The following is a 13,942-nucleotide window of genomic DNA, read 5'->3' as shown; positions in this document are numbered from 1 at the left end:
TCAGAACCTTCAGGCGGGCCGCGCGAGCGCGTCGGCGGCGAACGGCTTCGGGAGCGGCTGCGCGCGCGGGTGACGGCGCACGACGTGGGCGAGGAGATCCTCGTGGGGGCCCGTCACGACCGTGCGCACGCCGGCCGCGGCCGCGGCCTCGAGCACGGTGTCCGAGCCGACGAGGTGCGCGTCCACCACGCAGCAGTCGGGTCGCCGCGTCGCGATTCGCGCCAGGGCGTCGTCCGCGGTGTCCGCGGCGACGGCCGCGTGGCCGTCCAACCTGAGCGCGATCGCGAGTGCCTCGCGGAAGTTTCGGTCACCGTCGACGATGAGGAACGAGGCCATGCGGGCGGCGATCCGCGGAGAAAAAAGAAAAGAAGTGCAAAGCGCAGCTGAAGTGGCGGGGGGGGACCTCCTTCAACAGGCTGCTTTGCACTTCTCTTGGTTCGCTAAGAGCAACATCGGTGCCATCCGGGGCCTTGCGCGTCCTTCTTGCCGGACAACCGAGGAAATCCAGGAGGATGGCGGTCGAACGTTCCACCGGCGAGGGGACCCCCGCAGTGACCCAGCGGGCCTCCGCGTTGCACACGTGAAAGGCGGCCGTTTCAGAGCTGAAAAACGCGTGTCCCGCACTCGCTCGGCGGCGCCTGGCCGCGCGTCGACGGCTCGCCGTCGCCGCGGGCTAGGCCGGGGGAACGGCGCCGCGGGCATCGATGGCGAGCCGCTTCATCCTCCGCCACAGCGTCGTCGGCGAGACCCCGAGCTCGCGCGCCACGCGGCCGAGATCGCCCTCGCAGCGCGCGAGCGCCGCCTCGATGGTGCGCCGCTCCGCGTCCTCCACCGCCTCGGCGAGCGTGCGGCGGTCCTCGTCGCGCCCCGGACCGACGTCGCGCACGGCCTCGATGTGTACGTCGCCCGCGCGGATCTCCCGGCTGGGAGAGAGCGCCGCGGCCTGCTCGATCGCGTTCTCGAGCTCTCGCACGTTGCCGGGCCACTCGTGCTCGACGAGCCGGGCGAGCGCTTCGGGGGTGAGGATCTTCCCCTCGGCGGTGCGGCGGTTGTAGCGCTGCACGAAGTGGGCGGCGAGGAGGGGGATGTCCTCGCGCCGCTCCCGCAGCGGGGGGATCCGGACCGGCACCACCGCCAGCCGGTAGTAGAGGTCCTCGCGGAACCGGCGCTCGGAGATGGCGCGGCGCAGATCCTGGTTCGTCGCCGCGATGATGCGCACGTCGACCTGGACCGGCGCGGACTCGCCCACCCGGCGGATCTCGCCCTCCTGCAGGGCGCGCAGGAGCTTCGCCTGGAAGCCCGGCGCGGTCTCCCCCACCTCGTCGATGAAGAGCGTCCCGCCGTTCGCCTCCTCGAACAGGCCGCGCCGGGCGCGGATCGCCCCGGTGAAGGCGCCCTTCGCGTGGCCGAAGAGCTCCGACTCGAGGAGCGTCTCGGTGATGGCGGCGCAGTTCACCGGCACGAACGGCTTGTCGCCGCGGCGGCTCGCGACGTGGATCGCGCGGGCGACGAGCTCCTTGCCGGTGCCCGACTCGCCGGTGACGAGGACCGTGGCGTCGGTGGGCGCCACGCGCACCACGCGGTCGAGCACCTCGCGCATGGCGGCGGAGCGGCCGATGACGTGCTCGAGGCCGTAGCGCTTGCGGAACTCCCCCGCGAAGAGGCTCACCTCCCCGAGCAGGCGGCGCTTCTCGAGCGCCTTCGAGACGCGCAGGAGGAGCTCGTCCTCCTTGAACGGCTTCGCGAGGAAGTCGTAGGCCCCCTCCCGGATCGCGTCGACCGCCGACTCGATCGTGCCGTAGGCGGTCATCACGATGACCTGGGTCTCGGGCGCGAGCCGCTGCGCCGCGCGCAGGACCTCCATCCCGTCGACGCTCGGCATCCGCAGGTCGGTGAGGACGACGTCGAAGGTCTCCTGCTGGAGGCGCTGCACCGCCGCCGCGCCGTCCTCCGCCTCCTCCACCACGTGTCCGGCCTGGCGCAGCACGATGGCGGTCGTGGCGCGCATGTTCTTCTGGTCGTCGACGACGAGGACCTTGCCCGTGGGGGGAACGCTCGCGGCCGCGCGGCGCGCGAGATCCCCGCCGTCCTGGGAGCCGGCGACGCCGGGGGGGAGCTCAACCATGGGCGGCTTCCTTCTCGGTGGGGGACGGGCGCAGCGGCAGCCGGAGGCGGAACGCCGTGCCGGTGCCGCCCGGGCGGCTCTGCACGGCGAGCTCGCCGCCGTGGCCGTCGACGATCCGCTTCACCACCGCGAGCCCGAGCCCGGTCCCGCTCGCCTTGGTCGTGAAGAAGGGCTCGAAGATCCGGTGCCGGACCTCCTCGGGGATGCCGGGACCGGTGTCCTCGAGGTCGAGGGCGGCGGCGCCGTCCTCGCGCCGCAGCCGGACGGTGAGCCGGCCACCGCGGGGCATCGCCTGGAGCGCGTTCACGGCGATGTTGATGACCGCCTGGCGCACGAGGCGCGCGTCCATCGGGACGGCCGGCAGGTCGGGATCCACCTCCCGGTGGACCTCCACGCCCTGCGGGTTCTGGGCGAGCGCGGTCTGGATCGCCTCGTCGACGACGCGCTCGAGCCGCTCGGGGCGGAGCTGCGGCTCGGAGGGGCGCGCGAAGTCGAGCAGGTCGCCGACGATCCGGTTCAGGCGGTCCGCCTCCTCGCCCACGATGTCGAGGAGCAGCTTCGCGTCGCCGGCGGGGCGGATGAGCCGGCGCAGCGAGCCGAGCGAGTTGAAGATCACGCCGAGGGGGTTGCGCACCTCGTGGGCGACGACCGCGGAGAGCTCGCCGAGCGCGGCGAGCCGCTCCTGCTGGATGAGCTGCCGCTGCGCCCGGGCGAGCTCCGCGTAGCTCTTGCGGAGGTCCTCGTAGAGGCGGGCGTTCTCCGCGGCGACGGCGAGCTGGTTCGAGATGGCGGCGGCGCGCTGGATCTCCGCGGACGTGAAGCGGCGCGGCGCGCGGGTCTCGATGATGACGGCCGCGCCGATGGTGCGCTCGCGGACGAGGAGCGGGAGCACGAGCAGGGCGCGGGCCCCGGTCAGCGCCCGGGCCTCGGGGGAGACGCGAGGATCCTGCTCCACGTCCTCGATCGCGACGGCCTCGCCCCGCTCGAGGACGGGGCTCTCGATGGGCGTCGAGCCCGGCGGGAGCCGGCGCCCGAGCAGGCCCCGCAGCGGCCCCGCCACGGCCCGGATCTCGGGGCTGCCCCCGTCGCCGGGCCCGAGCGCGAGGAACGCGGCGGTGCAGTCGACGATGCGCGCGAGGTTCTTCACGCCCTCGCCGAGCACCTGCTCGATGTCGAGGGTGGCGAGGGAGCGGCCGACGTCGTGGAGCAGCGCGAGCTCCTCGGCGCGGCGGCGGGTCTCGGAGTAGAGCCGCGCGTTGTCCACGGCGACGGCGAGCTGGCTCGCGATGGCCATGGCGCGGGAGAGCTCGCCGGGGGTGAAGGTGCGCTCCGCGTCCGCGCCCTCGACGAGCGCGACGCCGACCGGCTGGTCGCGGACGTGCAGCGGGACGGCGAGCACCGCCGCGCCCGTGTCGGCGCGCCCGGCGAGCGGCGCGTGCGCCTCGAGGGCGGCCCGCGCCATGGAGGGCTCCTCGAGCGAGAGGCGGTCCGCGCCGACCGGCGCGCCCCGGAACGCCGCGCGTCGCAGCGCCTGCCCGCGCACGTCGCCGAGGAGGATCGTGCACGCCGGGACCTCGAGGGTGCGCATGAGCTGCTCCGCGCCGGCGCCGAGCACCTCCTCGAGCTCGAGCGAGGACGAGACCACCCGGGCGACGTCGATGACCGCGGAGAGCTCGGCGAGGCGGTCGCGCGCGGCCTGGTACAGGCGGGCGTTCTCGATCGCCACCGCGAGCTGGTTCGCCACCGCGGTGACCCGCTGGACGTCCGCCTCCGTGAAGCGCCGGGGGCGGCGGGACTCCTCGATGACGAGCACGCCGAGCGGCTCGCCGCGCAGGAGCAGCGGCGCGAAGAGCATGGCGCGCGGCGAGAGCCGGTCCCGGAGCTCGGCGTTCACCTCGAGGTGGTTTCGGGCGTCGTCCACCACGATGGCCCGCCGCTCGCGGATCACGCGGAAGGAGACGCCCCCGTCGCGCAGCGCCTGGGGCAAGAGGGCGGGATCCTCCTCCTCGAGCCCCGTCCCCGCCGCGAGGTGCAGCTCGCTCGCGACCGGATCGTAGAGCACCACCGCACCGCGGCTCGCGTCGAGCAGGCGGCGGCCCGCCTCCACGCCGTCCCGCAGCACCTGGTCGAGATCGAGCGAGGCCGCCACGGTCCTGCCCATCTCGTTGAGGAGCGAGAGCTCCTCGACGCGCGCGCGCGCCTCGGCGTAGAGCTCGGCGTTCTCGAGCCCGACGGCGAGCTCGCCGGCGAGCGCGTTCGCGAGCGCGAGCTCCGGATCGCCGAAGCTGCGGCCGGCGTCGTCGGCGATGAAGAGCACCCCGCGGGTCGCTTCACGGGAGGTCAGCGGGACGGCGAGCATCGCGAGGGACGGCATGCCGGGCGCGGCGTGGATGCTCGTGCGCGGATCGCCCTTCACGTCGGCGCTCCACGCCGGCGCGCGGCGCCGGAACGCCTCCGCGGCGATCCCGTCCTCCTCGAGCGAGATCCGCATCTTCGCCGGATCCAGCGGCGCCCCGAACGCGGCCACGCCCCGCAGGGCGCGCCCTCCGTCGTCCACGAGCAGCACCGCCGCGCCGCGGGCGGAGAGGGCGCGGGCGACCTCGCGGCAGCCGTCCTCGAGCAGCGCCCGCACGTCCCCCGGCGCGTTCCCGAAGATCCGCAGCGCGAGCGCGTGGACGGCCTCGAGGTCGGAGAGGCGGCGCCGCACGTCCGCGAAGAGGCGCGCGTTCTCGACGGCGACGCCCAGCTGCACGCCGATGGCGGAGAGGAGGCCGACGTCGCCCGGCTCGAGCTCGCGCCCGTTGACGGGTCGGGTCACGAGGAGCGCCCCGAGCGCGTGGGCCTTCGCGAGCAGCGGCACGGCCACGAGCGGCCCGTCGCCGCGCGCGGCGCGGAACGCCTCCCAGGCGTCGCCGCCGCTGGCCGGGTCGCGCCCGTCCACGGGGCCGAGGCGCGCCACCGCGAGGCCGGGGGCGCCCTCGCCGACCTGGAGCTGGGCGACCGCGCGCGCCGCCTCGGGCGCGAGGCCCACGCCGGAGACGAGCAGGAGCCGGTCGCCGTCGCGCAGGAACGCGGCCCCGCCCGCGTCGAGCGTGCCGCACACGCGGCGGAGCGCGGCGTCGAGCAGCAGCACCGGGTCGAGCTGCGCCGAGGCGAGCGCGAGGTCGTTGAGGAGGGTGAGCTCGCCGACGCGCCGGCGCAGGTCACCGAGCAGGCCGTGGGACTCGATCGCGCCGGCGAAGTGGGCGGCCGCCGCGGCGAGCACGTCGAGCCGCGAGTGCGCCCGCTCCGGGCCGGAGCGGTACCCGGCGGTCATGACGCCGACCACGCGCGAGCGCGCCACGAGCGGAACCCAGGCGCTGGCCGCGAAGCCGAGGCGCGCCACCAGCGCGCCGCCCGGATCGTCGGCGCGGGCCTCCACCACCCGCGCGGTGCGGTCGCGCACGACGTCCCCGAGCGGCGAGGTGAGCGGGAGGCGGGCGGTGTCCGCCGGCGCGTTCTCGACCCCGTCGTGGAAGCGGCAGGCGAGCTCGCCCTCGCGGTCCTCGAGCACGTAGACGCCGAGCGCGTCGCAGCCCGTGGCGGCCCGCACCAGCTCGGCGGAGCGCGCGAAGAAGCTCGGCAGATCCGCCGCGTCGCCGGCGATGGCGCCCAGCCGGTTCAGCGCCGCGAGCTCGGCGTTGCGGCGCGAGAGGTCGGCGATGATGCGCGCCGCGTCGAGCGCGGCGGCCACCTGCGCCCCGAAGAGCCGCACCGCCGCGACGTCGCCGCGGTCGAGCCAGTCGCCGACGATGACGAGGTAGTTCCGGATGGCGGTCCGCTCGTCGAGGCGGACCGCGATGGCGCGGGTGAGGCGGAGCGCGACCGCGCTCGCGTGGGCGACCTCGGCCCGCGGGTCACCCACGAACGCCGCGACCTCCGACCCCCAGTCGTCGGAGAACGCCACCCCGTCCGCCCACACGGCGCGGGAGAACGATCCCCACGCGCCAACGCGGCCGACGAGGGGCCCCGCCTTCTCCACGAACTCGGCCTCGATCGCGGGCGCCGGCGCGGCCCACTCCAGGCGGACGCCGTCCGACTCGGGGCGCATGAGGAGCGAGGTGAGCCCGATGGCGCGCAGCCCGTCGCGGACGCGCTCGAACACCCCCGCCTCGTTCCGCTCGCGCTGGATGGCCGCGCCGAGCGCCGCGAGCGCCTCGAGGCGGGGGCGGCGGTCGGCGCGCGCGGAGACGTCCCGGACGCGCACCAGCACGTCCCGGCCGTCGACGTCCATCCTGAGCTCCACCGCCCGGCGCCCGCCGCCGGGCAGCGCGAGGGCGACCTCGTACTCGGCCGGCGTCGGCTCGCCGCGGAGCAGCCGCGCGTACCGGTCCGCCGTGCGCGACCGGTCCTCCGGGGCGAGGAGCTCGAACGCCTTCGCGCCGACGAGCGCGGCGCTCGTGCTCTCCACGAGCGCCGCCACGAGCGGGCTCGCGTACAGGATCCGCCCCCCGCGGATGACGACCGTGCCGACGGCCTCGAGCGGCGCCTCGCTCATGCGCGCCCCTCCCCGCGCAGCACGCGCTTCTCGCCGACGCGCAGGGTGACCTTCTCGCGATCGAAGTACTCGGCGAGCGGGATGACGTGCTTGCGGGTGGCGCCGACGAGGTCCTTGAACTCCTGGGTCGAGATCTCGCGCCGCTCGCGCAGGAAGGCGACGAGCCGCTCCCGGAGCGCCCCGACCGCGCCCGCGTCGAACCAGAGCTCCGCGCTCGCGCGGACGACGCGCCCCTCGGCGAGGAGGAGCTTCAGCACCGCCTGCACGTCGGCCGGCGCGCCTCCCACGAGCAGCGGCAGCTCCGCGAGCCAGGCCGGCGTGAGCCCACCCTGGGCGAGCGCCTGCGCGACCTTCTCCTTCAGCGCCCCCGCGTCGGCGCCGGAGGCGGCGGCGTGGCCCTTCCGGCGCACCTGGTCGCCCTGGACGACGAGCTCGCCCCTCTCCGCGAGCTGGGCGAGGAGCCGCTGGAACAGGCGGGGATCGGTGATGGGGGGCAGGCTCCCCCGCAGCTCCTCGCGGCCGATGCCCGCCGCGAGCGGGTGCGCGGCGTGGAACGCGTCGACCGCGGCGAGGAGGCGCCGCGCGAGCTCCTGGGCGACCGGGCCCCCCACGTAGGCGCGGCGCTCGCGATCGAACAGCACGGCGCCGCCCTTCGCGCCGAGGCGGTCGAGCGCGCCCTGCGCCGCCCTGGGCGCGAGCGCGGTCCGCCCCACGAGGCCGGGCAGGTCGAGCCCCGCCGGCCCGGCCAGCTCGAGCACGGCCGCGACGCGCGCGTCGGGGTCGCCGCGGGCGAGCACCTCGAGCTGCCGCGTCGCCTCGGGACGCCCGCGGCGGCGCCGCGGGGCGGCCACGGCGAGGACGCGCCCGCCGCCGACGGTCTTGCCGCGCCCCTCGAGCACCGCGAAGCCGCGCAGGATGAAGCGCTGGCCCGGGAGCGCCGCGACCGGCGCCCCGAGGCGGAGCTGCGCGAAGGCGGTCTCGCCGGGGCGGAGCTCGGCGCGATCGAGGAGCGCGACGGCGGCCGGCACCTGCGCGGTGCCCACGTGGAGGAGGAGCTTCGCGCGGTGCTTGAGCGGGCGCGGCGCGGCGGCGAGGAGCGTCACCTCGGCGTCGAGGATCGAGGACGGCGGCACGACGCCGGCGTGCACGAGCGCCTGGCCCCGCGCGACCGCGGTGGGCTCGATGCCGGGGAGGTTCACCGCCGTGCGCTGGCCGGCGAGCGCGCGCGGGGCGGCCTTGCCGTGCACCTGCACGCTCCGGACGCGGAGGGGCGGCGCCCCCGGCGGCGACGGCAGGAGCGCCGCCTCGTCACCCTCGGCGATCTGCCCCGAGAGCAGCGTCCCGGTGACCACCGTCCCGAACCCCTTCATGGAGAAGGCGCGGTCGATGGGCAGGAACACCGGCCCGTCCGCCGGCCGCTCCGTCACCTCGCCCGCGAGCCGGGCGATCTCGGCGCGGAGCTCGTCCAGCCCCTCGCCCGTGGCGGAGGACACCGGCAGCACCGCGGCGCCCTCCAGGAACGTCCCCTTCGTCGCCTCGCGGATGTCCTGCTCGAGGAGCGGCAACCAGTCGGCGCCCAGCCCGGGCAGGAGATCCGACTTCGTCACCGCCACGAGCCCGCGCGGCACGCCCAGGAGGCGGCAGATGTCGAGGTGCTCGCGGGTCTGGGGCATGACGCCCTCGTCCGCGGCGACGACCAGCACGACGAGGTCGATCCCGCCCGCGCCGGCCGCCATCGCCCGGACGAACCGCTCGTGGCCGGGGACGTCGACGACGCCGGCCACGGTGCCGTCGGGCAGCGCGAGGTGCGCGAACCCGAGCTCGATGGTGATGCCGCGCCGCTTCTCCTCGCGCAGCCGGTCCGGATCGATCCCGGTGAGTGCGCGCACGAGCGAGCTCTTGCCGTGATCGATGTGTCCGGCGGTGCCGACGACGACGCGCTTCATGTGCTCCCCCGGGACGGCCCGCAGGCCCCCCCGAACCTCCGCCTCATGGCGCCCGGCGCAGGCAGGCAGCGTGCGTCGCGGCAGGCTCCGTGCGCGCGGGGGGCGCCGTCAAACCCCGACCTCGCCCGGATCGACGCCGCCCGCCTCGCCGCCGTCGAGCTGGTAGTCCCAGCCGAACAGGACGAGCTCGTCCGTCTCGAGGAAGGAGAAGTCGGGCCGCGCCCCGTCGGGCCGGACGACGAGCACGGCGGTGCGCACCTCGCGCGCGCCCGCCTTGCGGGTCACCGCGCGCGCCTTCGCGAGCGTGGCGCCGCTCGCCGCGACGTCGTCCACGACGAGGACCTTCTTGCGCGAGAGATCGGGCAGCTCGACCACGGGCTCCGGCAGCGGCGCGGCGTCGCGCCGGCGCTTCTCGATGCGCACCGGGTAGAAGTCCACGCCCAGCGCGGCGGCGAGCGCTCCGCCCACGAACACGCCGCCCTTGGCGACGCCGACGACCACGTCCGGCTCGTACCGCGCGGCGATCCGCTGCGCGAGGCTCCGCGCGACCTCGCCGAAGGCGGCCCAGCCGATCTCGCGCACCGCCTTCTTGGGCGCGCGCTTCATGCGCGCCGGCGCGGCGAGGCGGTCCATGGCGAAGCCGTCGGCGACCCCCATGCCGAGCGGGTGGTCGACGATCGGGGCGCTGCGCTTCGCCTTGCGCGCCACCGCGCCGCGGCGGGGCTTTCCGGCGGCGCGGGCGGGCTTCGCGGAGCGGCGCTTCGCGGGGGCGGCGGTCTTCCTCTTCTTCGAGGTCGGGATGGCGGTCCTCCGGGAGAGGGGGCCGTTCGTCCGGCCCGGCAGGGGAGCAGAATCTACCACAGCCGTGCTCACCCGCTCGCCTCGCGCTCCCCCAGCCGGCGCGCGATGTCACGGAGCGCCGCCTCGTCCACGACGTACCGCGAGCGGCAGAACTCGCAGGTGATCACGGCCTGCTTCTCGGTGGCGAGCACCTCGAGGACGCCCTCGCGACCGAGCGCGGAGACCGCCGAGCGCGCCCGGGCGTCGCTGCAGCCGCACCGGTACGCCACCTCGCCGTCGGCGAGCAGCTCGAAACCCTGGCCGCCCACCTCCCTGAGGATGTCCTGGGCTGGGGCGCCGCGGGAGAGGGCCGCCGGGAGCGCGCCTCCGAGGAGTCGGGCGCGCGCCGCCTCGATCGCCGCGTCGTCGCCGTCCGGCAGGCGCTGCAGGAGCACCCCGGCGACCTCGCCGAGCGGCTCGCCCTCGCGCGGTACGACGGCGACGTCGAGGGCGGTCTCAACCTGCTCGCTCGCCGCGAACCAGCGGCGCAGGTCCTCCGGCAGGTCGAAGGTGACCAGCTCGACGGCGCTGCGGTAGTGCTGGCCGTCGCCGAGCTGCCGCAGGACCGAGAGGAAGCCCGAGCCCCCGAGCGCCGCGCGCGCGCCGCGCGCCGGATCGCCCGGGAAGTTCACGGCGGGTCGCCGGACGTAGCCGCGCACGTTCCCGTCGTGATCGGCGTCCACGAACAGGCCCGAGAGCGGACCGTCGCACTCGAGCTGCAGGTTCACGCGCCCCTTCTCCTTCTGCAGCGCGCCGAGCAGGGCCCCGCCGGTGAGCGCCTGCGCGAACAGGTGGGCGCTCGTCGGGTAGAGGCCGTGGAGCATGCGGGCCATCCGGGCGGTGTCGCCCACGCGGACGAACACCGCGCGTAGGCCGTGCTCGGGGAAGAGGCCGCGGCAGAGACGATCGGACATCCGGGTCATTCTGTCCGGATGCGTGGCGCGGCGCCACCCGCGCGCACCGCGAGGAAGCCCGCCGGCGCGCGCCCGTCGCGGCCCGTCAGCGCGGCAGGGTCGCGACGAGCGCGAGGCCGAGCTGGACGGCAGGCGGCTTCTCGCCCGCCGCCTCGCCGATGAGCTCGACGCCCGCCTTTCCGGCGGAGGGCAGCCGCTGGCCCTCGTGCAGGCAGCCCACGTCGCCGCGGTAGACCGGCGGTCCGCGCCCGCGCGAGAGATCGAACGAGCAGCTCCCGTACCGTCCCTTGAGCTTCTTCGGGTCGATGGAGATCCGCACGCGCTGCCCGTAGAACAGCCCCTCGACGTCCGTCTTGCCGCTCTTCTGCTTGAAGGTGAGGTTCACCTGGGGACCGGAGAGCCGCGACTCGCCGCCCACGAGGTTCACGTCCTGTCCGGCGATGTCGCCCGCCCAGCTGCCGTCCTCCCGGCGCGTCAGGTTCACGTCCGGTCCGACGATGCGGGTGTCGTCGAACGAGGCCCCGCTGCCCATGCCGCCGGTCGAGTAGAAGCGGACCTCGCCCTGGGGCTGGAAGGCGGGCTCCTGCGCGAGGGCACGCGACGCGAAGAGCGCGCCGGCGAGCAGCAGGGTCGACGAGAGGGTGCGCATGCCGTGACCCATAGCAGAGCGCGATCCGCCTACGCCACGACGCTGCGGATGGTATCCCTGAGGGACGCCGAGGGGCTCCAGCCGGCCTCCCGCACGAAGCGGGAGCCGTCCACGACGCAGAGGTACTGGATGTGATCCACCTCCTCCGGCGGGAAGCTCGTGAGCCGCGCCTCGAACGCGCGCCGGAGCAGCGACCGGACCACGAGGTGCGGCACCGGGATGGGGTGACGGCCGAGCTGGTGCAGGATCGCGGAGAGCGGGAGCTGTCCGGGCCCGGTCACGTTGAAGACGCCGCGCAGGCCGGGCCGGAGCGCGAGCGCGAGCGCGCGGCACACGTCCTGCTCGTGGATGATCTGCACCATCGGATCGAAGCCGAGGACCGTGACGGGCCGCGCGAGGCGGAGGTAGTTCGACGGCGCGTTGCGCACCGTCGGCCCGACGATGTTCACCGGGCGCAGGAGGACGGTCTCGAGCTCGGGGTGCTTCCACATGAACGACTGCGCGTACATGTCGAGCTCGACGAGATCGCGCATCTCGCTGAAGCGCTCCCCCGCCATGAGCGGCGTCTCCTCGGGGAGGAAGTTCGAGTTGTCGGGGCGCGGCCCGTAGACGTTCGCCGAGGAGAGCACCACGGCCTTCTTCACGCCGTGGCGGGCGCAAAGATCCAGGATCTTGTGCGTGCCGAGGACGTTGAACGAGTGGGTCTCGCTCCGCAGCTCGCGGGGGTCGTGCATGATCCCGAGGTGGATGAGCGCCTCGGGCCGGTGGCGCCGGAACACCTCCTCGACCCGCGCCTTGCGGATGTCGAGCTGGTGGTGGGCGAGGTCCTTGGGCTTCCCCGCGAACGGGCGCCGGTCGAGGCCCACGACGCGCGTCTCGGTGTGCAGGAGCTTCGCCAGCGCGCGGCCGAGGTTTCCGGAGATCCCGGTCACGAGGACCGTGCGCGGCATGCCGGGGAAGGTGATGGGCTCGGTGCGGGGCGCCACGGGGGCTCCTACCAGAACACGTGCTTGCGCTCGGCGAGGCCGCGCTCGAGCAGCGCGGCCACCGCCGCCTGCACCTCCGCCACCTTGCGCTCGAGCTCGGCGTCGTCCTCGTCCGGCGAGCCCGTGAAGCGGAGCGGCTCGCCGAAGTGGAGGTGGTAGCGCGCGGGGAGGGGGAAGGGGAGGAGGGTGGGGGTGATGGGAAAGGCGGGGAAGGAGAGGAGGCGCGCGAGCGGCTTCAGGTCGAGCAGCGCCGGCGCCTGCTCCTCCGCGCCGACCACGCCGACCGGCACGATGGGGGCGCCCGACTCGAGCGCGAGCCGCATGAACCCCGGGCCGAAGCGGCGGAGCTGGTAGCGCTCCCTGAACGGCTTGTTGAGGCCGCGCACCCCCTCGGGGAAGACGAGGATCGCCTCGTCCGCGGCGAGGAGCCTCCGGCAGTTCTCGGGCGTGCCGACGATCTGCCCGCAGCGCGCCATGAAGGTCGAGACGAACGGGAGGGTCGGCACCCACCGCTCGACGAGCGCGCGCACGACGCGCGGCGGGTCCTTCTCGACGAGGAGCGCGACCTCGATCATCGCCGCGTCGAACGGGAGCTGGCCCGAGTGGTTCGACACGAGGAGGACGCGCCCCTCCGCCGGGACGTTGTCGACGCCGTGGAGCTCCACCCGGAAGTACTTGCGGTAGAGCCAGGTGAGCGGGGCGACCGCTGCGACGGCGAAGTCGAGGTCGAAGCCGTAGGGATCGACCCCGAACTCGTTGGCGGGCGCGGTGATCTTGTCGAGCCGGGCGCGGGTGCCGGGGCCGCCGAGCTCGTACGTCCACGCCTTGAGCCGCGCGCGCACGGCGTCCGACAGCTCCGACATTCCCTCCGTTTATCACGGGCCTGCTTCCTTGAAGGGGCCGCGGACCGGGTGCTACCTTCCGTGACCCCGAGGGCTCTCTCGCCTGCCCGCCGGAGACGTCCTGCACCGGAGGAACGCGACATGAGGGTCGGCTGCCCCCACTGCCACGCCGCCTACAACATCGACGACCGGCGTATCCCCGCGTCCGGCCTGAACGTCCGGTGCCCGAAGTGCCGCGAGACGTTCCCGGTCCGCCCCGCCGACGCGGACGGCGCGGGCCGGCGGGCGGGGGACGAGCCGGTGCCGCTCCCCGGGAAGACCGAGGGCGCCGTCCCGCTCGCGCCGCCCGCCTCCGCGGGCGTCCCGCTCCCGCCCCCCCCGAGCGCCGGGGTCCCGCTCCCGGCACCGCGCTCCGTGGCGGCAGGGGTGCCGCTCCCGCCCCCGGCGCTGCCTGCACCGGACAGCGTCCCGCTCCCGCCGCCGATCCCCGCCGCGCCGCGGCAAAACGATCCACTCGCGCCGCCTTCGACGCCCGGCGCCGATCCGTTCGGAGCCGACGTCCCCGACGCCACCGCGGACGCGGTGGAGGCGACGCCCGACGGCGGCGCGCTCGGGTTCGGCGAGGTCGAGCTCGGCGCCGGGCGGCCCGCCGCCCCGCCGCCTCCCTCGCTCGACGACACCGATCCGTTCGCCCCCGCGCCGGGGGCCTCGCCCTTCGGCGCGGCCTCGCCCGCCGCGGCCGATCCGTTCGGCGCGCCGGCGCCTGCCGCGCCGGAGGCGCCCCCGGCCCATCCGCCCGCCGCGGGCGGCGAGAACCTCGAGATGCTCTTCGGGGAGGGCGCCGCCGCGCCGGCTCCGGGCGGCGCCCGCTACCGCGTGCGCATCCGCTCCGGCAAGGTCGTGGGCCCGTTCGACGAGCGGCGCGTCCTCGAGCTCCTCTCGCGCGGCGATCTCACCGGCAAGGAGGAGGCATGCAAGGACGGAGAGGACGCGTGGGCTCCGCTCGGCGACGTGGAGGCGTTCTCGAAGGCGGTCGCCGGGGGCGCGCGGCGCCGCGGGTCGCCGAGGCTCGGGCGCGGCGCCGGCCGGCCGCGCGCGGCCGG

Annotated in this window: 10 protein-coding genes; 1 reads left to right on the top strand and 9 read right to left on the bottom strand. The window is 75.7% G+C overall.

Annotated elements, in window-relative coordinates:
* Nucleotides 1–9: 9 nt before the first annotated feature.
* From MNY60_RS06425 to MNY60_RS06385, 9 genes are all read right to left on the bottom strand, one after another.
* Nucleotides 10–336, bottom strand: a complete 327-nt coding sequence (locus tag MNY60_RS06425; RefSeq protein WP_242337660.1) for a hypothetical protein — start codon at nt 334–336, stop codon at nt 10–12.
* Between the two features lie 337 nt (nt 337–673).
* The gene (locus MNY60_RS06420) at nt 674–2,125 is read right to left on the bottom strand and encodes a sigma-54 dependent transcriptional regulator (protein WP_242360229.1); all 1,452 of its coding nucleotides are present in this window, start codon (nt 2,123–2,125) and stop codon (nt 674–676) included.
* The gene (locus MNY60_RS06415) at nt 2,118–6,662 is read right to left on the bottom strand and encodes a GAF domain-containing protein (protein ID WP_242360228.1); all 4,545 of its coding nucleotides are present in this window, start codon (nt 6,660–6,662) and stop codon (nt 2,118–2,120) included. Before MNY60_RS06415 ends, MNY60_RS06420 begins: the two co-directional genes overlap by 8 nt.
* Nucleotides 6,659–8,608, bottom strand: coding sequence for a selenocysteine-specific translation elongation factor (gene selB, locus MNY60_RS06410; RefSeq protein ID WP_242337666.1), 1,950 nt, complete (start codon nt 8,606–8,608; stop codon nt 6,659–6,661). Before selB ends, MNY60_RS06415 begins: the two co-directional genes overlap by 4 nt.
* 108 nt (nt 8,609–8,716) lie before the next feature.
* Entirely contained in the window at nt 8,717–9,481 is a 765-nt protein-coding gene (locus tag MNY60_RS06405) for a phosphoribosyltransferase (RefSeq protein WP_242337668.1), read from the bottom strand.
* Nucleotides 9,478–10,362, bottom strand: a complete 885-nt coding sequence (locus MNY60_RS06400) for an Hsp33 family molecular chaperone HslO (protein ID WP_242337670.1) — start codon at nt 10,360–10,362, stop codon at nt 9,478–9,480. Before MNY60_RS06400 ends, MNY60_RS06405 begins: the two co-directional genes overlap by 4 nt.
* Nucleotides 10,363–10,447: 85 nt before the next feature.
* A complete protein-coding gene (locus MNY60_RS06395) occupies nt 10,448–11,011 on the bottom strand; it encodes a hypothetical protein (RefSeq protein ID WP_242337672.1) in 564 nt (187 codons plus the stop codon).
* A gap of 29 nt (nt 11,012–11,040) precedes the next feature.
* The gene (locus MNY60_RS06390; RefSeq protein WP_242337677.1) at nt 11,041–11,961 is read right to left on the bottom strand and encodes an SDR family oxidoreductase; all 921 of its coding nucleotides are present in this window, start codon (nt 11,959–11,961) and stop codon (nt 11,041–11,043) included.
* Nucleotides 11,962–12,005: 44 nt separating this feature from the next.
* Nucleotides 12,006–12,860, bottom strand: a complete 855-nt coding sequence (locus MNY60_RS06385) for a lysophospholipid acyltransferase family protein (protein WP_242337673.1) — start codon at nt 12,858–12,860, stop codon at nt 12,006–12,008.
* Nucleotides 12,861–12,980: 120 nt separating this feature from the next.
* Between MNY60_RS06385 and MNY60_RS06380 the strand changes: the two genes are divergently transcribed.
* Nucleotides 12,981–13,942 (top strand): zinc-ribbon domain-containing protein (locus MNY60_RS06380; RefSeq protein ID WP_242360227.1); only part of this gene is annotated, 962 nt, incomplete at its 3' end.

Origin of the sequence: Anaeromyxobacter sp. SG17, from assembly GCF_022690695.1 — a bacterium.
In the GTDB taxonomy this organism is placed as follows: Bacteria; Myxococcota; Myxococcia; order Myxococcales; family Anaeromyxobacteraceae; genus Anaeromyxobacter; species Anaeromyxobacter soli.
Note: the sequence above shows the minus strand (reverse complement) of the source record. Positions and strands in the feature narration are given on the sequence as shown.